This is a genomic window from Streptomyces sp. NPDC007808 (genome assembly GCF_042868655.1).
In the GTDB taxonomy this organism is placed as follows: domain Bacteria; phylum Actinomycetota; class Actinomycetes; order Streptomycetales; family Streptomycetaceae; genus Streptomyces.
Genome location: NZ_JBIAEQ010000001.1, coordinates 528,179 through 552,964, shown reverse-complemented (window position 1 = coordinate 552,964; position 24,786 = coordinate 528,179). Strand labels below are relative to the sequence as shown.

Here is a 24,786-nt window from a genome sequence, read left to right as displayed (position 1 = left end):
TCGACGCATGGTGCGCACTCTGAGACACGCCAGTCGGGTGTTCGGTTGTACCGACCGGAAGGCAGCCAGGAGCGCGTCCGGGAGGCGCCGGCGATCAGGTGACGGCCCGGCGCCGACAGATCTTCACGTTCCTCGTCGGTCGTGCCCGGGCGTGCGTCCCGTCACCGGCTGCTCCGTGGGCTGGAGGGCTGGAGGAGTTGGTCCACGGGGGCGTAGTCGTCGGTGAGCGCTCGGGCATCGCCGGTCCAGGACGTGAGGTCGTCACCAGCGGTGATCTTCCAGCCCGTTCGCCGGGCGTCCAGCGCTTTCTGGGTCGCGCGGAGGTCCACCGGTCGTTCGGAGGCGAGCACCACGAGATTGCCGCCGTCGGGGGCTGCGGTCGGGTCGAGGCCGATGTCGGCGGGATCGCCGATGACGGCGACGTGCTCGAAGGTCGCGCTGAGGGTGGCCGCTTCGGCACGCGCGAAGGCCAGATCACCGTGATCGATGAGGTTGGCGACGTAGAGGCCGTCCCCGTCGAGCACCCGCCGTACGTCACTCATCGCTTCCACCGTGGTGAGGTGCCACGGCACGCTGACGCCCCCGAAGGCGTCGCCGACGACGAGGTCACGACTGTCGGCGTCCAGTCGCCGCAGTCCGAGCCTGCCGTCTTCGGCGCGTACGGCGATTCCGTCCCCCGGTCTCAGACCGAGGCGGTCACGGTTGATGCGCACCACCCCGCTGTCGATCTCGGACACGAGGCTGCGCGTCCCGGGCCGCGTGGCCGCGAGGTATCGGGGCAGGGTGAGCCCGCCGCCGCCCAGGTGGTGGGCGGCCAGTGGCTCGGCTTCGGGAAACGCGGCGTCGACCACCGACGCGATGGCGCGCACGTACGCGAACTGCAGGAAGGTCGGATCGTCGATGTCGACGTAGGAGTGCCGCAAACCGTCCAGGACGAGTGTGCGGCCGCCGCTCCGGTCCGGATCCACGACGACGCGTGCGCAGTGGTACTTGGTCTCCGTGTCGCAGGCACCGGGCGCGACCGTGGTGGCGAGTCCTCCGGCAACGACCACGAGGCTCAGGGTGGGGGCACCGCTCCACCCACGCGTGCGCCATTCGACCAGCGCCGAACCGAACACCAGCAGTGTTCCGAGGCCGATCAGTATGCCGCTGACCGGCAACCGCGATACGAGAACGAAGCCGGTGAGGACGGTGCCGGCGATGGCACCGACCGTGCCGACGCCGGACAGCCGCCCGACAACGGTTCCGGTCTCGGCGAGGCTGGTCAGCCGCAACTTGGTCACGACCGGCGTCACCGCAGAGAGCAACGCGCCCGGCACCAGGATGGTCATCGACGCGATCAGCAGGAGCATCGCCGGTGCCCACTCCGCAGTGGTGCGCAGCACGGCGGGCGTGAGCGCCACGACCGCCCCCGACAACCCGAGCGAGGGGCCGATGAGCCTTCGAGGATCGACCTGGTCGGCGATGCGCCCACCCATCCAGGAGCCGAGGGCGATCGCGGTGAGGGCGATACCGATCACCATCGTGCTGGTCTCGAGCGTGAGGCCGAGGTAAGGGGCGAGCAGCCGCAATGCGACGATCTCGACCACCAGGACCGCGGCGGAGGACCCGAACACGAGCACGGCAGCGGCACGCGGACCCAGGCCGTGGCCACGAGGCGTGCCCTCGCCGGCGGGCGAGGAAGACGATCCGGTCACGGCGACATCCTCGCACGCAACTCGGGGGCGCAGCGGCGGTGTTCGACGCCACCGCCGGGACGGCACACGGCAACGGGTTGACGCTTCCGCCCGGAACCGCGGCGCCCGGTGCACCACCGATCACTTTCGGTCGTATCGCGGGCGTCGCCGCCCGATGCCGTCCGGGCGCTGGTGGCAGGTGTGAGTTCTGCTCTTTCACGCCGGGCGCGGTGGCACCCGGCCGCGCGTGTCTCTCGGCCCGCTGAAGACCAATACCGGCCTCCTTGTCCTGCGATGACCGCCCTGACCTGGGGCGTTCACGTGCACCTGAGCCCGAGACACCGGGCAGTGAAAGAGTTTCCATCATTTTGCGAAAAACACTGCAACAACTTTCACGTCTCTTCACCCCCTCCTACGCTCAGGGCACGTGTTCATGAAGTGAAAGGAATCAGCTCGATCATGCGGATCACGCGTTCAATCTTCATAGCCCTCGCGGCAGTTCTGTGTGCGGCAACGTCCAGCGCAGCGGCGCCCGCAGCACCTCAGGCGGGAGAGCCGCCGCACCAGTCCGAGCGATCGACACCTGAACCCGTCGCAGCGCCCGACTGCGTACACCTCACCGTGGACTGGCGCTACACCTTCGCCCGCAACGACTGCTCCAGCACCTACACCCTGAGGGTCGTCTACCTGGACGGAACCGAGGTCCCGTGCCGAACGGCGGCTCCGGGCGCCCTGATCACCTTCCCGGGGCGCGGAACGCAGGGCAACGAGGTCCTGGGCGCCGTCCTGTGCGACAGCGTGAGCACCTAAGGAACCGTGACTCCTGACACCGATGCCCGTATGCTCATCAATGCCAGATTTTTCCGGAATCGCGTTGTCGATGAGTGAGGCGGAGCGTGGTTCGGTCCGGCGGCGAACCCATACCGACGGGGCGTGCGACAGGCGGCACAGGACCCGCCCGCTTTCGTGAGCGTTTCCTGCAGGGCGAGCCCGTCGACGCGGGCGTCCGACCCTTGATCCTCAGCTCCTGGCAGCGCTCCAGGGCCCTGGGGCTGTCGCCGGACCAGTCCGACCTCCCGTTCCGGGAGGACTATGACAGCGACAGCCGGCTCGCCCATGCCGCCGTGCCCGTTCTCGACCGGCTGCAGGTCCGCTTCGACGGCAGCGAGATCAACATCTCCGTCGCCGACGCGAGCGGGACGGTTCTGCTGCGCCGTTTCGGCAGGGCGTCGCTGGCCAGGAGCCTCCCCCCGATACAGACCGTCCCCGGGTTCGTGTTCGCCGAGCAGTCCGCCGGAACCAACGGAATCGGTCTCGCCCTGGCGGAACGGCAGCTCATCAGGGTCCACGGGGCCGAGCACTTCGCCGAGCGGTCCCAGGGCAGCGCATGCCGGGCGCTCCCGCTGCGCGACCCGCTCAGCGGGAGCGTCGAGGGGGTCCTGTGCTTCGGCTATCCCCGCAGCGCCGAGGACCCCTCGCTGGACACCGTGATACGCAAGGCGGCCGAGGCCATCGAGAAACGCCTGCTGCGGCAGAGCTCGGCACGCGAGCGGGCCCTGCTCCTGGCCTACCTGAACACCAGAGCGCAGACCGCCGCCGGTGCGCGCCGCAGCATCGCCGTGGATGAACTGGCCGCCGGGCTGCACCCCCGTCACCGGGCGATCCTCATGGAGCGGGCCGCCGAACTGATCGCTCATGGGCAACGCGCCGCAGTCGACGTGTCCTTGCCCGGCGGCCGGCACATCACGCTCGTGAGCCTGCCGATGACGGGCACCTCCGGGACGGCGGGCTGGGCCGTCGAAGCCGTGCTGCCCCTCGCCTCGCCGCGCGTGACCCGTGCCATTCCGCACCAGGCCGACGAGCCACTGGGCTTCGCCGCACCGCCCGTCGGCGCGGCGTCCGGAGGGATCTCCTTGGTACCGCTGCCCTCCGGATCCCGCTCCGACGCGGCGCCTCGCCAGGGCAACGTGCCCGGCGACGGCCGCCCGACCTCCGACGTCGTCGTCGTCGAGGCGACGGAGGACCACTACGACTCCGCGTCCCTCGCGAAAGGGCTCGTTCTCGTGGGGGAACCTCATGTGGGGACGTACGCCCTGGCGGCGCGGCGCCGCTTCGAGCTGTTGTCCGAGGCGGGCACCCGCATAGGGACCACCCTGGACGTGCGCCGTACCGCCCAGGAGCTCGCCGAGACCGCGGTGCCACGACTGGCCGACTTCGTCACCGTCGACCTGCCCGAGGCCGTACTGCGCGGTGAGGAGTCCGCAGACCCGCGCAACGACCTGCGCCGTACGGTGGTCCACGGCATCCGCGACGACGGGCTCTTCGGGCAGGTCGACAAACAGGTCGGCTTCGGACCTACCGCGCCGCAGCTGCGGTCCCTGACGAGCGGGCAGGCAGTGCTGGAACCGGACCTCAAGGCCGCCGCGGTCTGGCTCGCGGGGGACCCCGAGCATCCCGAGCAGTTGCTGAGCCGGGTTCGCTCCCTCATCGCCGTGCCGCTCATGGCCCGCGGCGTCGTCCTGGGTGTCGTCGGCTTCTACCGCGCCGCGGGCTCCGCCGCCTTCGAGGACGACGACCGCTCGCTGGCCCAGGAACTCGCCGCCCGTGCCGCGCTGTCCATCGACAACGCCCGGCGCTACACGCGCGAACGAACCATGTCCCTGGCCCTGCAGCGCAGCCTGCTCCCGCACGGCCGCCCCGACCAGGACGCCGTCGACGTCGCCCATCGTTACCTGCCCGCCGAATCCGATGTCGGCGGGGACTGGTACGACGTCATCGCCCTGTCGGGCGCCCGCGTCGGCCTCTTCGTCGGCGACGTCGTCGGCCACGGCATGCTCTCCGCCGCCACCATGGGCCGCCTGCGCACCGCCGCACGCAGCTTCGCCGAACTCGACTTTCCTCCGGACGAGGTCCTCACCCACCTCGACAACCTCGTGGGACGCCTGGACCGGGAGGATCCCTCCTCCAACGGCGCCGGCATCATCGGCGCGACCTGCCTCTACGCCGTCTACGACCCCACCTCGCAGCAGTGCGTCATGGCCCGTGCAGGCCACCCTCCCCCCGCACTGGCCCACTCCGACGGCACGGTGACCTTCCCGGACCTGCCCGCCGGGCCTCCGCTCGGCCTCGGGTGCCTGCCCTTCGAGGCCGCCGAGGTCCATGTCCCCGAGGACAGCCGACTGGTCCTGTACACCGACGGGCTGATCGAGGACCGGAGCCGGGACGTCGACGCGGTCCTCGACCAGCTGCGCGTGGTCCTGGCCCACCCCGGGCGCACACCTGAGGAGACCTGCCAGGCGATCCTGGACACCGTCGCGCCCGCCACTCCCTGCGACGACATCGCCCTGCTCGTCGCCCGCACCCACACCCTCGACCCGCATCGGATCGCGACCTGGGAGCTGTCCGCCGACCCGGCTCTCGTCAGAGAGGTCCGGGCATCCGCCCTGAGGCAGCTGGCCGACTGGGGACTCGACGAGGCCGCGTTCGCCGCCGAACTGATGCTCAGCGAGCTGGTGACCAACGCCATCCGTCATGGTTCCGGGCCCATCCGCGTACGGCTGCTCCATGGCCGCACCCTGATCTGCGAGGTGTACGACACCAGCGACACCGCGCCCCATCTGCGCCGGGCGGCCACCACCGACGAGGGCGGCCGCGGTCTCTTCCTCGTCGCGCAGCTCTCACAGAGCTGGGGCACGCGCTACACCCCGCAAGGCAAGGTCATCTGGGCCGAGTGCGAGCTCCGAGCCGCATGAGGCGGCCGCTGAGCCGTTGGAGCCACACGAAGGCCGTAGATGCCTGAAATATAGGCATATCTATCGCTAATATCGCTCATGACAGTCGGGAAGAACCCGCCAGGCCGATCACCAGGGATGGCCGTGGAACCTCTGGTCCGTGTCCGTGGGCTCGCCAAGCGGTTCGGCGGGACCCTCGCGCTGGCCGGGGTCGACCTCGACGTCCACCCAGGCAGTGTCCTCGCCCTCCTCGGCCCCAACGGAGCCGGGAAATCCACCCTCATCAAAGTGCTCGCCGGCGTCCACCACGCCGACGCCGGGCAGATCACCGTGGACGGGCACCCGCTCGGAAGCCACGGCACCTCCCGCTGCATGTCCTTCATCCACCAGGACCTCGGCCTGGTGGAGTGGATGACGGTCGCCGAGAACATCGCCCTGAGCACGGGGTATCCGCGCCGCGCCGGACTGATCTCCTGGCGGCGGACCCGGGAGCGCTGCACCGGGGCCCTACGGGCCGTCGCCGGACATCTCGACCCCGACACGCCGATCGCCGCGCTGACCCCGGCCGACCGTGCCCTGGTCGCGATCGCGCGCGCTCTGGCGGCACGGGCGAAGCTCATCGTCCTCGACGAGCCGACGGCGCGCCTTCCCGCCGCGGACTGCGCCCGGCTGTTCCACGTCCTGCACACCCTGCGCGACCGTGGGCACGGCATCCTCTACGTCACCCACCGCCTGGACGAGGTGTACGAGGTCGCCGACGCCTTCGCCGTCCTGCGCGACGGCCGCCTCGTCAGCCGCGGCTCCACGGCCGGCCACAGCCCGGCCCGCCTCGTGCACGACATCATCGGCATGGCACCGACCCCGCACAGCCCCGCCCGGCGGCCCGCCGACGGGCCGGCCGTCCTGACCCTCGACGGCGTACGGACCGCGGGGGCGGGGCCGGTGAGCCTTGAGCTGCGGGCCGGGGAGGTACTGGGGCTGGTGGGCCTCACGGGCGCGGGCCACCTGGAACTGGGCCGAGCCCTCGCGGGTGCGCGGCCCCTCCTCGACGGACGGGCCAGTCTCGGCGGACGCCCCTACCGTCCCCGAGCGGTGGCCGAAGCCGTCCGACGCGGGGTTGCGCTGGTGCCCGGTGACAGGCAACTGGAGGGCTGTCTCAGCGGCATGACGGTGAGGGAGAACCTCCTGGCCAACCCCCGTGCGGGTGGTCTGCCCACACTGCGCTGGATGGGCCCGCGCCGGGAACGCCGAGAGGCCGCGACCCTGATCGACAGATTCGCGGTGCGGCCCCGCGACGGCGAGGCCCCCATCGCCACCCTGTCCGGTGGTAACCAGCAGAAGGTCATGATCGGACGATGGCTCCGGGTGGACCTACGCCTGCTGATCCTGGAGGAGCCCACGGCGAGCGTGGACATCGGCGCCAAGGCCACGATTCACCGTCTGCTCGACGAGGCACTGACCACCGGTCTCACGGTCCTGCTCATCTCCAGCGACTTCGAGGAGGTCGCCGGCGTCTGCCGACGTGCCCTGGTCTTCGTCCGCGGCTGCGTGGCGGCGGAGCTGAACGGCCCGTCCCTCACCGTCGCCGGGCTCACCCGGGCGGCCTCGGCCCTGCCTCCTGCCGAGACAGCGACGAACCGGTGACCGCCTCGCCCTCCCCCGCGTCACCCCGGCGCCCGCGATCTCGACGCCCGGGGCGGCCGAGCCGACTCGGCCGACGCCGCCGGCGGGGCGGACCGAGCCGTCCCGCCGCGCTGCGCGACACGGCCGGGCATTTCGTCGGCGCCTACGGCCTCCTGGCCTTGACCGCCCTGCTCTTCCTCATCTTCTCCCTGGCCCTGCCGCGCACCTTTCCGACCCTCGACACCGTCGACTCCATCCTGTCCACCCAGTCGATCCCGGCGGTGCTCGCCCTCGCCGCCATGGTGCCCATCGTGACCGGCGCGTTCGACCTCTCCATCGGCTACGGCCTCGGCCTGGCCCATGTCATGGTGATGCAGCTCGTCGTGCACGGCGGGTGGCCCTGGCCGTTCGCCTGCCTCGCGGTGGTCATCGGCGGGTGTGCCGTCGGCGTACTCAACGGTGTCATCGTCGAGTTCGGCCGGATCGACTCGTTCATCGCCACGCTCGGCACCGGCAGCATGATGTACGCCGTGACCGGCTGGATCACCGACGGCGCCCGGATCGTCCCCGGTCCACAGGGCCTGCCGGCCGCCTTCACGGATGTCTACAACTCCACCTTCCTGGGGGTTCCGGTCCCCGCCTTCTACGTGCTCGTGCTCGCAGCCGTCCTCTGGCTGGTGCTGGAGCGGCTGCCACTGGGCCGGTACCTGTACGTCGTCGGCTCGAACCCGCGCGCCGCGGACCTGCTCGGCATCCCGGTCCGCAAGTACACCGTGTACGCCTTCGCCACGTCGGGGCTGCTCGTCGGTTTCGCCGGAGTGCTGCTCGCGGCACAGCAGCAGATCGGCAACCCGAGCGTCGGCCTCGACTATCTGCTGCCCGCCTTCGTCGGCGCCCTCCTCGGCTCCACCGCGATCAAGCCGGGGCGCCCCAACGCCATGGGCACCCTGGTGGCCGTCGCCGTCCTCGCCGTAGGTCTCACGGGCATCGGGCAGATGGGCGCCGAATTCTGGACGGTCCCGTTGTTCCACGGCGGCACGCTTCTGCTCGCCGTCGGACTCGCCGGCTACGCCGCGCGCCGCCGACTGCGCACCGGCGCCACCGCGGCCAGAGACTCGCCCGCCGCGACGACACAACCGCCGTCCTCCCCCACTCAGGACGACGGCACCTCCGGCAGCACCCCCTGACCACGGCCGGTGACGCAGCGACCGCTCCCTGCCGCGTCCTCCCGGCATCCCTGCGCGAGGAGCCACCGTGCACCCAACCCTCAAGGCCACCCCCGGAGCGCCCAGGGCGAGGTCCGCCGCCGCCGCACTGCTGGTGGTGGCGGCTGCCCTGGCCGGCTGTGAACGCGGCTCGTCCGAGGGGCAGGAGGACTCCGCCACCGCCCCCAGCGGCTGCCCCGCGGCCCTCGCCAGAGCCGAGGCCGCCGTCAGCCGGGCGGAACGGACCGACGTCCCTTGGGACGGACCGACCAGCGGCCCGACCGCGGTCTCCGGCAAGAGCATCGTCTACGTCGCCCAGACCATGACCAACCCCGGCGTCGCGGGCACCGCCGACGGCGTGCGGAGGGCCGCGCGGGTCATCGGCTGGAAGGTCAGGGTCATCGACGGCGGTGGCACCCCGGCAGGCATTCAGGCGGCGATGAGCGAGGCGGTGGCGCTCAGGCCGTCGGGCATCATCATCGGCGGCTTCGACCCCGAGTCGACCTCGCAGCAGGTGGCACGGGCGAACGAGGCCCGCATCCCGCTCATCGGCTGGCACGCGGTCGCCTCCCCGGGCCCCAGCCGACGTCCCGAACTGTTCACCAACGTCACCACCAACGTCCGGGACGTGGCCAGAGTCAGCGCGCAATGGGTGATCTCCCAGTCCCGCGGCAGGGCCGGCGTAGTCGTCTTCACCGACGCCTCGATCCCCTTCGCCCGGAACAAGTCGGAGCTGATCAGGAAGGAACTGGCCACCTGCTCGGATGTCAGGCTGCTGGCGTACGAGAACATCCCGATCCCGGACGCGAGCAGCCGCACGCCCCGGGCGGTCTCCTCGCTCCTGTCCCGCTTCCAGGACCGGTGGACCCACTCCGTCGCCATCAACGACCTGTACTTCGCCGATGCCGCACCGGCCTTCCGCGCGGCCGGCAGGAAGGGGTCCGGTCCACCCTTCAACATCGGCGCCGGAGACGGCGACCCCTCCGCCTTCCAGCGCATCGACAGCGAGCAGTACCAGGCGGCCACCGTGCCCGAGCCGCTGTCCCTGCAGGGCTGGCAGATCATCGACGAGTTCAACCGCGCCTTCTCCGGCCGCCCCGCCAGCGGGTACGTGGCCCCGGTCCACATCAGTACGGCCGACAACACGGACGGCGCCACGGCGTGGGACCCCTCGGGCTACCAGGAGGCATACCGAGAGATCTGGGGCAAGTAGGCGCTCGGCGCGGTGGCCCGACACGCAAGGTCGGGGAACGGTGCGTTTGCCCCTCGTGTCGCCTCGGACGACAATGCCGTCGGCGCATGCCCTGCCGTGGAGTCCGACGGGATTCCCGACCGTGGCTCGCCTTCCGGGCCGGTCGACGACACCCGTGAGCCTTGGAGCGCTGAGCAGCACATGACTGATTCCCCGCCTCTCCCCTCCGCGGCCGGCAACGGACCCCGCGTCTCCCGTGCGCAGTTCGACTCCCTCTTCGACACGCTCAGGACCTGGGGGCGTTGGTCCGACGCGAGCCGGGGCGCCTGGAACCGGGTGACCTCCGAGCACGTCCGGCGTGCCACCGCACTGGTGCGCACCGGGACCGTCGTCCCGATGGCCCTGCCGTGGAACACGGTGCCGGGCCCGGACAACGGCAAGCCGGCCCTGCACTACATGTCCGAGCTGGGCGACATCGAGGCCCCTGAGCCCACCTGCCACAAGGACTTCATCGCCGTGGACTACCACGGCAAGGGCGTCAGCCACCTCGACGCGTTGTCCCACATCGCTTACCAGGGGCAGCTCTACGACGGCCGTACCGCCGCCGAGGTCATCGACGCCAAGGGCGCGCACTTCGGCGCCGTCGACTCGCTCGGCCCCCTGGTGGCCAGGGGCGTTTTGATCGACATGCCCGCCGTCCTCGGCGTCCACTGGCTGGAGCCCGGCCGGGCCGTGCGCAGCGACGACGTCCTCGCCGCGGAGAAGGCACTCGGCGTGACGATCGGCGAGGGCGATGCGGTGCTGCTGCGCTCCGGCCACTTTCGCCGCCGCCGGGAACTCGGCGCCTGGAACCCGGACGACGCCAGCGCCGGCTTCCACGTGGACGTCATGCCGCTGCTTGCCGAGCGTCGAATCGCCCTGCTCGGTGGCGACGGCGACAGCGACGTACGGCCCTCCCCGGTCGAGGGGGTGTCCTCCCCCGTGCACGCGCTCGCCATCACCGCGATGGGCGTGCCCCTGCTGGACAACCTGGACCTGGAAGCACTCTCCGCAGCCTGCGCGCAGGCCACCCGCTACGAATTCATGATGATCGTGGCCCCGCTGAACGTCCCCGGCGGCACCGGCTCGCCCGTCAACCCGGTGGCGGTGCTGTGAGGGGCCGAGGGGACCTCCGCGTCGCGTCAGCAGGGACATCCTCGACTGCGGCGTACGCAACGCCTGGGCGACCTCCGCCTCGGCGAACTCGACGCCGCCGGCGTCCATGAACGGGCATGGTGGCCCCACGCACAACTACGCCCCGAAGTATGTTGCCCCACCACATGTGCCCCTGACCTGCACCTTCCTACGGTGTGCGAACACATACCCGTCCCCACCGCACACGAGGAAGTGGCGCACATGGCCTCCGCAACCACCGCTCCCCCACCGCCGGGCAACCTCAGGCGCATCGTCGCCGCCAGCCTCATCGGCACCACCATCGAGTGGTACGACTTCTTCCTCTACGGTTCCGCCGCCGCCCTCGTCTTCAACAAGCTGTTCTTCCCGGACTCCGACCCGCTCGTCGGCACGCTTCTGTCGTTCCTGACGTACGCCGTCGGGTTCGCCGCACGGCCCTTGGGCGCGCTCGTCTTCGGACATTACGGTGACCGGCTCGGCCGCAAGAAGCTGCTGGTGCTGAGCCTGTTGCTGATGGGCGGGGCGACCTTCGCGATCGGGCTGCTGCCGACGCACGCGACCATCGGATCCGCCGCGCCGGTGCTGCTGACGGTGCTGCGCCTGGTGCAGGGCTTCGCGCTCGGCGGTGAGTGGGGCGGGGCCGTGCTCCTGGTGTCCGAGCACGGTGACGCGCGGCGGCGCGGTTTCTGGGCCTCGTGGCCGCAGACCGGCGCACCGGCCGGACAACTCCTGGCGACCGGCGTGCTGTCCCTGCTGACGGCCCTGCTCTCGGAGAGCGCCTTCGGAACGTGGGGGTGGCGGATCCCGTTCCTGCTCTCCGGTGTCCTGGTGATCGTCGGTCTGTGGATTCGTCTCTCTGTCGACGAGTCGCCCGTCTTCCGGCAGGCACTGGCACAGGCCGAGGCCCGTAAGGCGGCGCATACGGCCGACGCCGAGCGGATGCCGCTGGTCTCCGTGCTGCGGCACCACTGGCGTGACGTCCTGGTGGCCATGGGTGCGCGTATGGCGGAGAACATCAGTTACTACGTCATCACCGCGTTCATCCTCGTCTACGCCACCAACTCCGCCGGTGTCTCCAAGCAGACCGCGCTCAACGCCGTACTGATCGCCTCCGCCGTGCACTTCGCGGTGATTCCGGTCTGGGGTGCGTTGTCCGACCGTATCGGCCGCCGTCCCGTGTATCTGCTGGGCGCCGTGGGCGTGGGAGGGTGGATGTTCCCGTTCTTCTGGCTCGTCGACACCGGCGGCTTCGGCAACCTGATCCTCGCCGTCACGGTCGGCCTGGTCCTGCACGGCGCCATGTACGCGCCCCAAGCCGCCTTCTTCTCCGAGATGTTCGCGACCCGGGTGCGCTACTCCGGTGCTTCGATCGGCGCCCAGTTCGCGTCGGTCGCGGCGGGTGCTCCCGCGCCCCTCATCGCCACCGCGCTCCTCCAGGACTACGGCAGCTCCACCCCGATCGCCCTGTACGTCATGGCCGCGGCGCTCGTGACGGTCGTAGCGGTGGGCGTGGCCAAGGAGACGCGTCACCGGGACCTGGCCGACATCGAGCCCTCGGCGGACGCGGAGCCCACGCCGACCCGAGCGGCGGACGCGCACCGGGTCTGACCCGCGGTCCGCCCGGCGGCTGTGCGCATCCGACCCCCGTACGCCCGGCGTGCGGGGGTCAGCGCTGTGCCGAGCCCGACAACCGGTGCAGACGGAGTGCCAGTTGGATCTCCAGGGCACGGGCCGGGCTCTGCCAGTCGTCGCCGAGGAGGCGGCCGACACGCTCCAGGCGCTGCGCGACCGTGTTCACGTGGACGTGCAGGTCGTCCTTGGTGCGGGCCGGGCTCATGCCGCAGGCGAAGTAGGCGTCGAGGGTGCGCAGCAGGTCGGTGCCGCGCCGTTCGTCGTACGCGACGACCGGCCCGATCGTGCGGCCGACGAAGCCCGTGATGTCCCTGTCCCCCGCCAGCAGCAGGCCGAGGAACCCGAAGTCCTCGGCGGCCGCGCCGTCCCCACAGCGACCCAGCAGCCGCAGGGCGTCGAGGCAGCGCCGGCTCTCCTCATAGGCGGCGGCCACGGTGTCGGGGTCGGTGGCCAGGTCCCCGACGGGCGCGGAGGAGCCGACGGTGACCGCCTCGTGGACGGCCGTGCCGAGGTGCCGGGCGGTACGGCGGGCCAGGGCGGAGGCGGTGTCGCCCGGTTCGAGAGGGAGCAGCAGTACCGTGCCGCCGTCGCGGGCGGCGGCCAGGCCGTGTCGCGTCGCGGCCAGGTGGGACGCGGCGGACCACAGGCGCCTACGCGTGTCCGCTTCCTGGTCGGCGTCGGCCGCGGCGGTTTCGAGGCGGGCGGCGAGCACGACATGGGTGGCGTCGAGGTCGGCGTGCAGCCGCGCGGCGCGCTCGCGCAGCAGACGCGGGTCGCGGTCGCGGGCGTCGAGCAGGTCGTCCAGCAGTTCGCCCCGGACGCGCTGTTCGGCCTCGGCCGCGGAGCGCCGGGCGAGGAGCAGGAGGGAGGTGACCATGGCTGCCCGCTCCAGGGTGCGCTGGTCGACGGGGTCGAGGCCGGGGTGCCCGCGCAGCACGAGCGCGCCGAGCAGTTCGCCGCCCGCGGACACCGCTGCGATCCAGTCGACGCCGTGCCGTACGGCGTGGCCCTCGGCGCGGGAGGCCTCCAGTGCCTGGGCGGGTGCGGCGTCGGTGAACTCCACGGTGCCGTCGAGGACTTCGGAGACCGCTGCGGCCACGTCGTGCACTCCCCCGCCGCGCAGGACGAGTTCGGCGAGCCGGTCGTGCACGTCCGAGGCCCGTTCGATGACTCCGCTGCGGTCGCGGATGATCTCGTTGGCCCGCTCCAGGTCGGCGAGGGCCGAGCGGGTCTCGGTGAGCAGGTTCGCGGTGTCGATGGCGGCCGCGGCGAGCGCGGCGAAGGAGCCGAGCAGCGCGATCTGCTCCCGCTCGAAGACCCGGGCCCGGCGGTCCGCGGCGAAGAGGACACCGATCACATGGTGACCCAGCATCAGCGGCACGCCGAGAATGGCGACCAGTCCCTCGTCGCGCACACCGGAGTCGATGGCGAGAGTGTGCTGGAAGCGGTCGTCCTTGAAGTAGTCGTCGGTCACATAGGGGCGGGCCGTCTGCGCGACGAGCCCGCCGAGGCCTTCTCCCATGCCGAGCCGCAACTGCTGGAAGCGGGCGGCGACCGACCCCTCGGTCACCCGCATGTAGGTGTCGCCCCTCGCCGGGTCGTTCAGGCTGAGGTAGGCGACATCCGTGCCGAGCAGTGAGCGGGCGCGCTGCACGATCGCCTGCAGTACGGCGTCCAGGTCTCGAAGTCCCGCGAGGTCGTGGGCCGTCTCGAAGAGGGCCGACAGCTCGGCCTCCCGTCTGCGGCGCCCCTCCAGTTCGGAGCGCACGCGCAGCGCGAGCAGCTTGGCCTGTTCGAGGGCGACGATCCGCTCGGTGGGTCTGCCCTCGGCCCGCGCGAGCAGCACCGGCTGCTCGTAGGCGTCGGCCGAGGCGCCCCGGGCCAGCAGTTCGAGGAACGGTGTCTCGGCGCTGCTCAGGGGCGCTCCGGCAGCGGTGGCGGAACGTTCGGCGGGGTGGACGTGATCGCGGGGCATGGTCACAGGATTGCTCAACTCCCCGTCGCCTCGTCAGCCCTGTGGACAACTCGGAAGTCGACAGGACGTTCGATGGTCAGGTGTGTCAGTGCGCGGTCCAGCCACCGTCGAGGACGAGGGACGTGCCGGTCACGAAGGACGCGTGGGGGCTGCACAGGTAGGCCACGGCTTCGGCGACCTCCTCCGGTTCGATGAGCCGCTTGACCGCGCTGTCCTGCAGCAACACCTCGGTCAGCACCCGCTCCTCGGGGATGCCGTGCGCCCGCGCCTGGTCGGTGAGCTGTTTCTCGACCAGTGGGGTGCGCACATAGGCGGGGTTCACACAGTTCGAGGTGACGCCATGGGGTGCGCCCTCCAGGGCGGCGGTCTTGGACAGCCCCTCCAGGCCATGTTTCGCGGCCACATAGGCGGACTTGAAGGCTGAGGCGCGCAGCCCATGGACCGAGGACACATTGATGATCCGCCCCCAGCCCTGCCCGTACATGTGGGGCAGGGCGCCGCGGATGAGCCGGAAGGGCGCCTCCACCATCACGGTGAGCACCGTGTGGAAGACGTCCGGTGGGAAGTCCTGTATGGGGCGCACCAGTTGGAACCCGGCGTTGTTGACGAGGATGTCGGTACCGGCGGCGGCGAGCTCGGCGGCGTCCAGGTCGGTGAGGTCGAGGACGTGCGGCTCGACCGTGCCCGCGAGCGTCCGTGCCGTCCCGGCCAACGCCTCCAGGCCCTCGGCGTCCCGGTCGACCGCTCTCACCTTGGCCCCGGCGGCGGCGAGCCGCAGCGCACAGGAACGGCCGATGCCTCCGGCGGCACCGGTGACGAGGGCGCTGCGGCCGCCGAGGTCGAGCGTGAAGGACGGGGAGGGCGAGGACGCGCCGTGAGCCGGGAGGATGCTGGGCGGGGTCATGGCTCGACCCTAGGCACCGCCGTCGCTGGGCCACATATGGTCGAAACCCATACTTCAGCCAGAACTCATGGGCTCGAACCATGTGGGTTCATCGGACAGTGCCTGCTTGATACGGAACAGCTGACGTTCGCCCATCACCGGCAGCGCGTCCACCTCGAACCAGCCGACCTGCAGTGATTCGTCGTCGTTCACGCGCGCCTCGCCGCCGACGGCCCGGCAGCGGAAGGTGATGTCCATGAACTGGCACATGTCGCCGTTGGGGTAGGTGACCTCATCACCGGATCGGACGAGGACCACGCGCTCGGCGACGCACTGGACGCCGGTCTCCTCGTACACCTCCCGCACGGCGCAGGCCGCGGGCTGCTCGCCCGGGTCCGGGATGCCGTTGATCACCGTCCACTTGCGGTTGTCCGCGCGCTGCCCCAGCAGAACCCGCCCCTCGTCGTCGAAGACGACGGCGCTCACGCCCGGAAGCCACAGCAGTTGGTGTCCGGCGGCGGCCCGGATCGTGCGAATGAAGTCAGGAGTAGCCATGGCGTCGACCCTAACGGGCGAACGCCCCGCCCCCCGGCGAGTTCCGGGGGGCGGGGCGTCCGTACGGGCCGGTTCCGCGGGCGATCCAAGCGGGTTCCCGCGGGTTCCCGCGGGTTCCCGCGCGGGCTAGGCGGGGTCGGCGGCGCGCCGTGTGCGCACGCCGGCACCGATCGCCCAGCCGAGACCGCCCGCCGCGACGAGCACCAGGGCGATCTCCGGGAGGATGCCGAGTCGTGTCGCGGGCGTCTCGGTGGAGCGCAGCGGCACCTTCTGGACCAGTGAGTCGGCCACGAACATGCCGGTCCTCTGGGTGATGGTCCCGTCCGGCATGATGATCGCGCTGACCCCGCTGGTCACCGGAACGGTGACGGTCCGGCTGTGCTCGACGGCGCGCACGCGTGACATGGCCAGCTGCTGGTAGGTCATCTCGCTGCGGTCGAAGGTGGCGTTGTTGCTCGGCACGGAGATCATCTGCGCGCCGTCGGTGACCTCGGAGCGCACCGTCCAGTCGAAGGCCGCCTCGTAGCAGGTGACCAGGCCGACCTTGGCGCCGTCCATGGTGAACACGCCTGGCTCGCTGCCCCGACTGAAGTCCTGGCGGACCATCGAGGTCCAGTTCTCGTTGATCGCCCCGACGAGCGAGCGCAGCGGCAGGTACTCGCCGAAGGGCTGGATCTGCCGCTTGTCGTAGGTGTCGACGGGCCCCTTGGCCGGGTCCCAGAGGATCTGTTCGTTGAGCAGCTTGCCGTCCCGCTCGACGACGCCGCCGACCGAGATGGGCACACCGATGGCCTTGGCGGCCTTGCCGATGACCGCACGGGCGTCGGCGTTGGCGAAGGGGTCGATGTCCGAGGAGTTCTCGGGCCACAGCAGGAAGTCGGGCTTTTCGACCTTGCCCGCCTTGACCTCGGCGGCAAGGCGCTCGGTCTCCCGCGCGTGGTAGTCCAGTACGGCTCGTCGCTGGGCGTTGAAGTCCAGGCCCGCGCGCGGCACGTTGCCCTGGATGACGGCGACCGTCGCCGTGCCGTCCTCCGCCGTGTCGCTGACCAGTGGCCGCGCGGCCACCGCCCCTACCACCGGTACGGCCACGCTCAGCAGTGCCACCGCCGCGGCGGACCGCTGGACGGCCCGGGTGCGGCGCCGCTCCAGCATCAGGCGGACCGCCTCGTACAAGCCGAAGCCGCACAGGACGACCGCGAAGCTGAGGACCGGTGTGCCGCCCACCGCGGCGAGGGGCAGGAAGATCCCGTCAGCCTGACCGAAGGCGATCTTGCCCCAGGGGAAGCCGTTGAACGGCGCACGCGCGCGTGCCGCCTCGCCGGCGATCCACAGTGCCGCCGCCCACACCGGCCAGCCCGGCAGTTTCGAAACCGCGGCGGTTCCCGCGCCGACGAGCGCGACGAAGACCGCCTCGATCGCGACCAGCGCGAGCCAGGGGCCGGGGCCGACCTCCACTCCCGTCCACACCAGCAGCGGCAGCAGGAAGCCGAGGCCGAAGAGGTAGCCGAGGCCGAGTCCCGCCTTCCAACTGCGGCCGCGCAGCACCCAGCCGAAGACGGCGAAGGCCGGCAGGGCCAGCCACCACAGGGTGCGCGGCGGGAAGCTGACGTAGAGCAGCACTCCGGAGAGCGCCGCGGCGAGGGCCGGAACCAGACGTACGAGCCGGGCCGCCCGCGAGGCGGGGGCGATCTGCGGCTGCACCTGGTCCGACTCGTCCACGGAAGTTGCGGTGACGGTCACTCCGGGAGTGTACGGCGGTTGACCTCGGCGCCGACAGCGCGGTCAGGCGACAGCAGGGCTCCCAGGCGGGCGTATGCGGTCGTGGTACCCGGAGTGCCCCGGCCGGGCGCACGGCCTCGGCGCCGATCCCTTCGGCCGATCCCTTCGGCCGACTCCCCTCGACCGGTCCCTTCGGCCGACCCCCTCGACCGATCCCTTCGGCCGATCCCCTCGGCCGTCCTCGACGCGCGCGGTTCCCGTCTGCGTCCGCTCAGCGCGCAGCGCCCGTTCCCGGTCCGCGGCGATCCCCCGGCACCCACCTGACGCATCGTTCCTGCACGAGACGTCCACAAACCGCCCATCAGCGGTTACGGTATGCCGGAGCCTCAGCCTTGCCGGCCGGTCGGATCCGGGCGGAGGCGCTGAGGCCCGTCACAGGTCGGGGGACCGGGTTCGGGGGGCGGGGTGGGTCTCACGAAGACGACGTCTGCGGCAGGTCCGGATCAGGACGGCGACAGACGAAACGTTTCTGATGCCGCGGGCGTGGTGGTCCTGGGGGCCTGCGCCGTGTGGTCGCTGATCTCGGCTGCCGTACACGGCGGCCGACCCGAGGGTGTCCTGCTCGCCATCCTCGCCGTGGCCGCCGGTTACGCCGCCGGCCGGATCGGCGGAGCCCTGCTGCCGGTGGCCGCGCCCTGCGCCGGAGCCCTGGCCGGACCGGCGCTGACGCTGGCCGTTCCGCATCTGTCCCCCGGGCCCCAGATCGTCGCCCCGCTGGGCCACGCCGGGGCGACGGCCGCCGTACTGACCCTCTCCGCCGGTGCCGCGTGCTGCGCTGCCTGGGCGGCCTCGGCACCGGCCCTGCGACTGGGGCTGCGCGCGCTGGCCGTGGCGATCGCGCTGACCGCGGCCGTCCTCGGCTCGACCGTCGGCTTCGTCACCTGTACGGCTGTCGTCCTGTGCTCGATCGCCGCCGGCCACGTCCGCCGACGCGGCGCGGGGATCGCGGGACTGGTCCTGACGGCGACTGCGATCACGGCCCTGACCTGGGCGGTCGCCGCGAGCGCGGTGCCCGGCGGGTTCGCCTCCTGGCTGGAGAACCAGCTGACACCGCACCGGATCCAGCTGTGGCAGGACGCACTGCGTCTCGCCCGTGAGGATCTCGTCCTGGGCGTGGGTCCCGGACGTTTCGGGGAGCTCAGTCAGACAGCGTCCGGGACACTGCTCTCCGACGGCAAGCCGCACTCGGCGCCCCTGCAGCAGGCGGCGGAACAAGGAGGCGTCGGCGTACTCCTGCTGGCCGGGGCGTTCTGCTGGATGCTGTTCGCGTTGTGGCGCACCGCGCGCCCCGCCCCCGTCGCGCTCACGGCGGGCGCGGCTCTCACCGCCCTGGCGGCGATCGCCGCGGTCGGCAACGCGCTCAGCTTCACGGCCGTGTCGGTGGGCGCGGGCCTCCTGGCGGGCCTGGCCACGGCACGCCCGATCCTGGGCGAGCCCTCCAAAGCCTGTCGCTCGGATCAGGTGAGCTGAGACAGACGGTTCCGTTCAGCCGACCCGAGCAGGGCCCCGCGAAACCGGCATGATCCGAACGACAGGCCCGGAGAGCGAGCGGGACGTACACGCACGTGATGACCGGCTCGGTCCATGGCACCGGCGGGCGGCGCGAGGACCGGAGGCGCCTTCCGTGACGGTCCGCGGCCCCCTCTCCCGCACCGGCGCGACCCGCGAGCCCTCCCTCACACCGGCATGGTCGACGGCCTCGCCCCCGGCGAAGGCAGGAAACCCTCGTGGTCAGTGCGCCGGGCCGGGCGCCCGCGTCGGGATCCGGTCCCTGATCACTCCTACGGCCGCCTCCGCGTCGTCCACGGTGACGGTGAACGTGTGGCCGTCCCACAGCCGGAGCACCAAGCCCTCACCACGCCGTACGACGACCGCCGTGCCCTTCTCGGGCCGCCACCGGTAGCCCCAGCCACCCCAGTGACGCGGGGTGACGTGCGCGACGAAGTCGGCGCCGGCGACCTCGGACAGCGGGATACGGCGACGCGGCACACCGATGTGACCGCAGCGCACTTCGAGGCACTCCTGGTCGACTCTCAGCGCGACGTGCACGAACGCCAGGGTGCCGAAGAGGACCAGCAGACCGGCGGCGATGCAGCCGACGACGGCCATGACGAGCGGGGCGACGCCGTCCGTCCACGGCGAGTCGATGGCGAGCTCGATGCCGAGCGCCATGCAGGCGGCGCCGACGAGCGCCATCAGCCACTGGACCCGGTTGGTGGCCCGCCCGGTCCAGACATCAGGGTGCGGTTTCCTACCGTGGGGGTGGTCCCTCATGCCTATGAGGTTACTCAGGTTTCGCTGTGCTGGTACCGCGCTGCGGAGGGTGACTGGGCCGACCGTGGCGGGGCGGAGCGAGGGCTTCCGTTGCCGGGGGCGCCGGTCACCGGGCAGAAGCGATCGCCTGGAGGAGGCGGCCTTCCTCGTAGGCGAGGGCGGGCTCCGGCAGAGCTCCCTCGCGACCGCTGAGGATCACCGTCAGGGTCCCGTCCGCGGTGGCCCCGGGAGCGGGCTGCTCTCCGATGCGGCGAAACGCCTGGGCGGCGACCGCTCCGGCGGAACCGTGCAGGACGAGCGGCGGGAACCCGGGACGCTGGACGGCGGTGCGGATGCGCTCGGCGACGAGTTCGTAGTGCGTGCAGCCCAGGACGACGGTCGTCACGTCCTTGGGCGTCAGCGCGGCGGCGGCTGCCACGGCGGCCTCGATCGCCGTCTCGTCCGCGTGCTCGACCGCCTCGGCCAGGCCGAAGCACGGCACCTCGGTGACCTCCACGCCGTCGGCGAAGTCCTTGATGAGGTTGCGCTGGTAGGGACTGCCGGTGGTGGCGGGCGTGGCCCAGATGGCGATCGGGCCGCCGCCGGCCGCGGCCGGTTTGATCGCCGGCACGGTACCGATGACAGGGATTGCGGGTTCGAGACGGGCGCGCACGGTCGGCAGGGCGTGCACGGTCGCGGTGTTGCAGCCGATGATCAGGGCGTCCGGCCGGTGCGCGGCGGCCGCCTCGGCGACGGCCACGGCGCGCTGCGTGAGGTCTTCCGGAGTCCTCGGACCCCAGGGCATGCCGTCGGGGTCGAGGGAGAGCACGAGATGTGCGTCGGGTCGCAGCCGCCGTACCGCGGCGGTGGCCGCCAGCAAGCCGATTCCGGAGTCCATCAGCGCGATCTTCACCCGGCCACGATAGACGATGGGCCCTTGCGGACCTGCCCGGTGGGGCAGACTGCGCTGGTGAGCGCGATCGCGTGGACTTCCGCCGTATCACTGGCCGCCTGGGTGTGGCTGCTGCTCTGCCAGGGCTTCTTCTGGCGTACGGACACCAGGCTGCCGCCTCGGCGGGATCCGGGGGCGTGGCCGCCCGTCTGCGTCGTCGTGCCGGCGCGCGACGAGGCCGCGGTGCTTCCCGCGAGCCTGCCGTCGCTGCTCGCTCAGGACTATCCGGGGCGTGCGGAGGTGTTCCTCGTCGACGACGGCAGTTCGGACGGCACCGGGGAACTGGCGCGCGCACTCGCGCGGCGGCACGGTGGACTGCCGCTGACCGTGGACTCCCCCGGCGAGCCACCGACGGGCTGGACGGGCAAGCTCTGGGCGGTACGGCACGGCATCGGCCTGGCACGCGCGCGTGCCCCCGAGTACCTGCTGCTGACGGACGCCGACATCGCGCACGCGCCCGACAGCCTGCGGGTGCTGGTCGCGGCGGCGCGCACCGGGGGCTTCGACGTCGTCTCGCAGATGGCCAGGCTGCGGGTGGACAGCCTGTGGGAGCGGCTGGTCGTGCCGGCGTTCGTCTACTTCTTCGCGCAGCTGTATCCGTTCCGCCGGATCGGCAGGAGGGGCGCGCGGACGGCGGCCGCGGCGGGCGGCTGTGTGCTGCTGCGTACCGAGGCGGCCGAGCGGGCGCGGATTCCGGATGCCATCCGGCACGCCGTCATCGACGACGTGGCGCTGGCGCGGGCCGTCAAGGGCGGCGGCGGCCACATCTGGCTGGGGCTGGCCGAGCGGGTCGACAGCGTGCGTCCCTATCCGCGGCTGCGCGACCTGTGGCGGATGGTCTCACGCAGCGCGTACGCGCAGCTGCGGCACAGCCCGGTCGTGCTGGCCGGCACGGTCGCCGGGCTCGTGCTGGTGTACCTGGTGCCGCCCGTGGCCGCGGTCGCGGGTCTGGTCGGCGGGGACACGGCCGCGGCGGTCGGCGGTGGTCTCGCCTGGCTGGTGATGACCGGGACGTACGTGCCGATGCTCCGCCATTACCGCCAGCCGCTGGGGCTCGCTCCGCTGCTGCCGGTCACCGCGTTCCTCTATCTGCTCATGACGGTCGATTCCGCGGTGCAGCACTACCGAGGGCGGGGTGCCGCCTGGAAGGGGCGTACCTACGCGCGTCCGGACGCGGTGCCCGACGAGGGGTGACCACGGGCGGTGGAGTGCCCGCTACTTGCGGCCGGGCGTCCAGTTCATGCCCCACCCGTAGGCGTGGTCGACCGTCCGCTGCGGGCTCACTCCCCGCTCGGGGATCAGGTAGCGGGCCTCGCGCTGCACGACCAGGTCGCTGCCGGTGTTGGTGATCAGGGCGAGTGCGCACACCGTCGAGGGAACGGTGCACTCGTCGAGCGAGAAGTCGATCGGCGCGCCGTGCTGCGGTGTGAGGGTGACCGTGGCGTGCAGGTCGGCGAAGGAACGTGCTCCTTCGTAGATGGTCACGAAGATCAGGATGCGCCGGAACGCCCGCTGGTGGTCGAGGTTGATGGTGAGGTTCTCGCCGCTGGCGACGGCACCGGTGCGGTCGTCCCCGTCGAGGTGGATGTAGGGAGGGTGGTGCAGGGCGCCGTAGGCGTTGCCGAGGGACTGGATGACACCTTTGCTGCCGTCGGTGAGCTCGAACAGGGCGCACAGGTCGAGGTCGAGGTCGTTGTGCATGGCGACGGGGCGGCCCAGTTTGGCGGCCCAGCCCGAGAACTGCTTGCGCACCTCCCAGTTGAGGTTCACGCGCATGGCGCCGGACGTGCCGCCCTGTTTGGTCAGGGAGACCGAGGGGGCCGCCTTGGTGAGCGTCACCTTGCTGAGACTGACCGGCGGTGCCTGGGGCACGGGCGGGGGGACCGGCGGCACGGCGGGCGGCGGCGTGGTCACCGGGGGCGCCACGGGCGGGGGCACGGTCACCGGGGGCGCGACCGGCGGGGAGGGCTGCTGGGGCTCGTCGACCGTGATGCCGTAGTCGGTGGCGAGCCCTTCGAGGCCGCTGCTGTACCCCTGACCCACGGCGCGGAACTTCCACGCGCCCTGGCGGCGGTAGAACTCGCCGAGGACGAAAGCGGTTTCGACGGTGGCGCCCGGGTTGTCGAACCGGGCGACGACGGTGCCCCGGGCGGCATCCTTGACCTCGATGTAGAGGTCGGGCACCTGACCGAACGCACCACCGTCGGCGGAGGCGGCGAGGATGACGGTCTCGATCGCGGGCTCCACGCGCGCGAGGTCGACCAGCAGGCTGTCGGTCACTCGGCCGCCGGCGTCCTGCTTGCCCTCGTGCCGGACGGCGCCCGAGGCGTGCTCGGGCTGGTTGTAGAAGACGAAGTCCCCGTCGGAACGCACCTTTCCACCGACCAGCAGCAGCGCCGAGGCGTCCGCGTCGGGCACGCCCGGCCCGGAGCGCCAGCCCAATTCGACTCGCAGCGCCGTGGTCGGCACCGGAGCATTCGATCCTTTCGGCATTGACATGTCCGCCCCCATCACGGGTCACCGCGCCAGGCACGCCCCGGCAGCTCATCGGGTTCTCTCCTGGGCAAACCTATTCCCCGGGCAGGGCCGGTCCTATGAGGGGCCCGTGAACCGGGGGCTCAACCGCCGGTAACCCGCCCGGAACTCGGCCTTTACACGATTGAGGCCCGGGTTTGCGTCCCATTTTGACAAGTTCGCTCGCATTGGCGATCCCGCGTCACTACGGACACATAAAACAACCCTCTTATCGGTCTCCCCAACCAGCACATCGTGGGCTTAACGTATGCGCCATGACCTCCCCCCGCTCCACCTATGGCGGCGGCTACTACTCCGCCTCCTTCCCGGACACCCCGATCTACGACTCGCTCGTGGCCGAGCGGGGCACCCCGCAGATCGCCCCGATCCGGGTCCCCGCCGCGTACGACACTCCGGGCAGCGGTCTGCCCGCCCTGCCGTCCGCGCTGCCCGCCCTGCCCGCGGGACCCTCCCAGCCCTCCTACGGATACCCGCAGGCGCCCCAGCCCTCTCCGCTGCAGCAGGCGCCCGCGGCCTACATCCCGCAGCAGGCGGCCGTGCCGCGCGGCTATCCGGGACCGCAGGCGCAGCAGCCTCGGCCGGCGGCTCCCGGCACGGGTTACGAGGCGATGCGCCCCGCGGCTCCGCGCCCCGCCGCTCCTTATCAGGACCCGTACAACAACCAGCAGTACCGCGGCTACTGACCCGTTCCCCGGGCTGTCGGCCTCACCTGGCACGATGGCGCCATGGGGCACGCTCAGCTGCTGTCGATCCACGTCCATCCGGTCAAGGCGTGCCGGGGCTTCGCGCCCCGGGAGGCCGTGGTGGAGCCCTGGGGGCTGGCCGGTGACCGGCGCTGGGCGCTGATCGACGACGGGGGAAAGGTCGTGACGCAGCGCCGGCACCCACGGCTCGCGCTCGTCGCCGCCGACCTGCTGCCCGGCGGTGGCGTCCGGCTGTCCGGGCCGGACGCGCAACCACTGACCGTGCCCGTGCCCCGGCCGCTCGGCACGGTTCGCGTGCAGATCTTCCGCGACAAGGTCGAGGCGGTCCTCGCCGAGGACGAGGCCGCGCATGCCTGGTGCAGCGCCCGGCTCGGCACGCCGGTACGACTCGTCCACATGGACGACCCCGGCACCCGCCGACCCGTGGACCCCGAGTACGCGCTGCCGGGCGAGACCGTCGGTTTCGCCGACGGCTTCCCCTTGCTGCTCACCTCGGCGGCCTCTCTCGACGCCCTCAACTCCCTCATCGCCCAAGGCGACCACGCGGACGAGGGCCCGCTGCCGATGGACCGTTTCCGCCCCAACGTGGTCGTGTCGGGCAGCCCTGCCTGGGCGGAGGACGACTGGTCGCGCATCGCCATCGGCGAGGTGGCCTTCCGCGTCCCCAAGAAGTGCGGTCGATGCGTGGTGACCACGACCGACCAGAGCACCGCCGAGCGCGGCACGGAACCCCTGTACACCCTGGGCAGGCATCGACGCCTCGACGGCAAGCTGGTGTTCGGCCAGAATCTGGTGCCCCTGTCCCGCGGCACGATCCGGGTCGGTGACCCGGTCACGGTCCTGGGCTGAGAAGGATCTCGCCGAGCCGCGCGGCCCGGGAACCGGGGCCGGGGGCCGGTGCGTTGGGATGTCGTGAGA

19 protein-coding genes are annotated in these 24,786 nt (G+C 71.7%); 11 read left to right on the top strand and 8 right to left on the bottom strand.

From position 1 onward, the window contains the following. Positions 1-161: 161 nt before the first annotated feature. The gene (locus tag ACFYNL_RS02435; RefSeq protein WP_388795167.1) at positions 162-1,697 is read right to left on the bottom strand and encodes a fused MFS/spermidine synthase; all 1,536 of its coding nucleotides are present in this window, start codon (positions 1,695-1,697) and stop codon (positions 162-164) included. A 273-nt stretch (positions 1,698-1,970) separates the two neighbouring features. On the opposite strand from ACFYNL_RS02435, the gene ACFYNL_RS02430 reads away from it, so the two are divergent. The 7 genes from ACFYNL_RS02430 (at position 1,971) to ACFYNL_RS02400 (ending at position 12,208) form a co-directional block, all read left to right on the top strand. Beyond that, a complete protein-coding gene (locus ACFYNL_RS02430; RefSeq protein ID WP_388795164.1) occupies positions 1,971-2,486 on the top strand; it encodes a hypothetical protein in 516 nt (171 codons plus the stop codon). 86 nt (positions 2,487-2,572) lie between these two features. After that, positions 2,573-5,428: a SpoIIE family protein phosphatase gene (locus tag ACFYNL_RS02425; protein WP_388795161.1), complete on the top strand. Its 2,856-nt coding sequence runs from the start codon at positions 2,573-2,575 to the stop codon at positions 5,426-5,428. Between the two features lie 117 nt (positions 5,429-5,545). After that, on the top strand, positions 5,546-7,051 hold the full coding sequence (locus ACFYNL_RS02420; RefSeq protein ID WP_388795158.1) for a sugar ABC transporter ATP-binding protein: 1,506 nt from the start codon (positions 5,546-5,548) through the stop codon (positions 7,049-7,051). Then, complete coding sequence (locus ACFYNL_RS02415; protein WP_388795155.1) at positions 7,048-8,217, top strand: ABC transporter permease; 1,170 nt, start codon at positions 7,048-7,050, stop codon at positions 8,215-8,217. Before ACFYNL_RS02420 ends, ACFYNL_RS02415 begins: the two co-directional genes overlap by 4 nt. Before the next feature lie 67 nt (positions 8,218-8,284). Then, positions 8,285-9,448, top strand: coding sequence for a substrate-binding domain-containing protein (locus ACFYNL_RS02410; protein ID WP_388795152.1), 1,164 nt, complete (start codon positions 8,285-8,287; stop codon positions 9,446-9,448). Positions 9,449-9,628: 180 nt separating this feature from the next. Continuing rightward, a complete protein-coding gene (locus tag ACFYNL_RS02405; protein WP_388795149.1) occupies positions 9,629-10,582 on the top strand; it encodes a cyclase family protein in 954 nt (317 codons plus the stop codon). Between the two features lie 240 nt (positions 10,583-10,822). Then, on the top strand, positions 10,823-12,208 hold the full coding sequence (locus ACFYNL_RS02400; RefSeq protein WP_388795146.1) for an MFS transporter: 1,386 nt from the start codon (positions 10,823-10,825) through the stop codon (positions 12,206-12,208). Positions 12,209-12,266: 58 nt separating this feature from the next. Here ACFYNL_RS02400 and ACFYNL_RS02395 read toward each other — a convergent pair whose 3' ends face one another. The 4 genes from ACFYNL_RS02395 to lnt all read right to left on the bottom strand — a co-directional run bounded on the left by ACFYNL_RS02395 (position 12,267) and on the right by lnt (position 17,385). Next, a complete protein-coding gene (locus ACFYNL_RS02395; protein WP_388795142.1) occupies positions 12,267-14,207 on the bottom strand; it encodes a helix-turn-helix domain-containing protein in 1,941 nt (646 codons plus the stop codon). Between the two features lie 85 nt (positions 14,208-14,292). Next, positions 14,293-15,111, bottom strand: coding sequence for a 3-hydroxybutyrate dehydrogenase (locus ACFYNL_RS02390; RefSeq protein WP_388795139.1), 819 nt, complete (start codon positions 15,109-15,111; stop codon positions 14,293-14,295). 54 nt (positions 15,112-15,165) lie between these two features. Then, on the bottom strand, positions 15,166-15,645 hold the full coding sequence (locus ACFYNL_RS02385) for an NUDIX domain-containing protein (protein WP_388795136.1): 480 nt from the start codon (positions 15,643-15,645) through the stop codon (positions 15,166-15,168). A 126-nt stretch (positions 15,646-15,771) separates the two neighbouring features. After that, a complete protein-coding gene (gene lnt / locus ACFYNL_RS02380) occupies positions 15,772-17,385 on the bottom strand; it encodes an apolipoprotein N-acyltransferase (protein ID WP_388795133.1) in 1,614 nt (537 codons plus the stop codon). A gap of 522 nt (positions 17,386-17,907) precedes the next feature. On the opposite strand from lnt, the gene ACFYNL_RS02375 reads away from it, so the two are divergent. After that, positions 17,908-18,894, top strand: coding sequence for an O-antigen ligase family protein (locus tag ACFYNL_RS02375; protein ID WP_388795130.1), 987 nt, complete (start codon positions 17,908-17,910; stop codon positions 18,892-18,894). A gap of 261 nt (positions 18,895-19,155) precedes the next feature. Here the strand turns inward: ACFYNL_RS02375 and ACFYNL_RS02370 are convergent, their stop codons facing one another. Then, complete coding sequence (locus ACFYNL_RS02370) at positions 19,156-19,698, bottom strand: hypothetical protein (protein ID WP_388795127.1); 543 nt, start codon at positions 19,696-19,698, stop codon at positions 19,156-19,158. A gap of 106 nt (positions 19,699-19,804) precedes the next feature. Then, on the bottom strand, positions 19,805-20,590 hold the full coding sequence (locus ACFYNL_RS02365) for a glutamate racemase (RefSeq protein WP_388795124.1): 786 nt from the start codon (positions 20,588-20,590) through the stop codon (positions 19,805-19,807). A gap of 39 nt (positions 20,591-20,629) precedes the next feature. Between ACFYNL_RS02365 and ACFYNL_RS02360 the strand changes: the two genes are divergently transcribed. Further along, the gene (locus tag ACFYNL_RS02360; RefSeq protein WP_388795121.1) at positions 20,630-21,823 is read left to right on the top strand and encodes a glycosyltransferase; all 1,194 of its coding nucleotides are present in this window, start codon (positions 20,630-20,632) and stop codon (positions 21,821-21,823) included. A gap of 21 nt (positions 21,824-21,844) precedes the next feature. Here the strand turns inward: ACFYNL_RS02360 and ACFYNL_RS02355 are convergent, their stop codons facing one another. Beyond that, complete coding sequence (locus tag ACFYNL_RS02355; protein ID WP_388797240.1) at positions 21,845-23,122, bottom strand: TerD family protein; 1,278 nt, start codon at positions 23,120-23,122, stop codon at positions 21,845-21,847. A gap of 296 nt (positions 23,123-23,418) precedes the next feature. On the opposite strand from ACFYNL_RS02355, the gene ACFYNL_RS02350 reads away from it, so the two are divergent. Both ACFYNL_RS02350 and ACFYNL_RS02345 read left to right on the top strand, forming a co-directional pair. Then, entirely contained in the window at positions 23,419-23,847 is a 429-nt protein-coding gene (locus tag ACFYNL_RS02350; protein ID WP_388795118.1) for a DUF6643 family protein, read from the top strand. A gap of 42 nt (positions 23,848-23,889) precedes the next feature. Beyond that, complete coding sequence (locus ACFYNL_RS02345; protein WP_388795115.1) at positions 23,890-24,717, top strand: MOSC domain-containing protein; 828 nt, start codon at positions 23,890-23,892, stop codon at positions 24,715-24,717. The last annotated feature ends 69 nt before the right edge of the window (positions 24,718-24,786 follow it).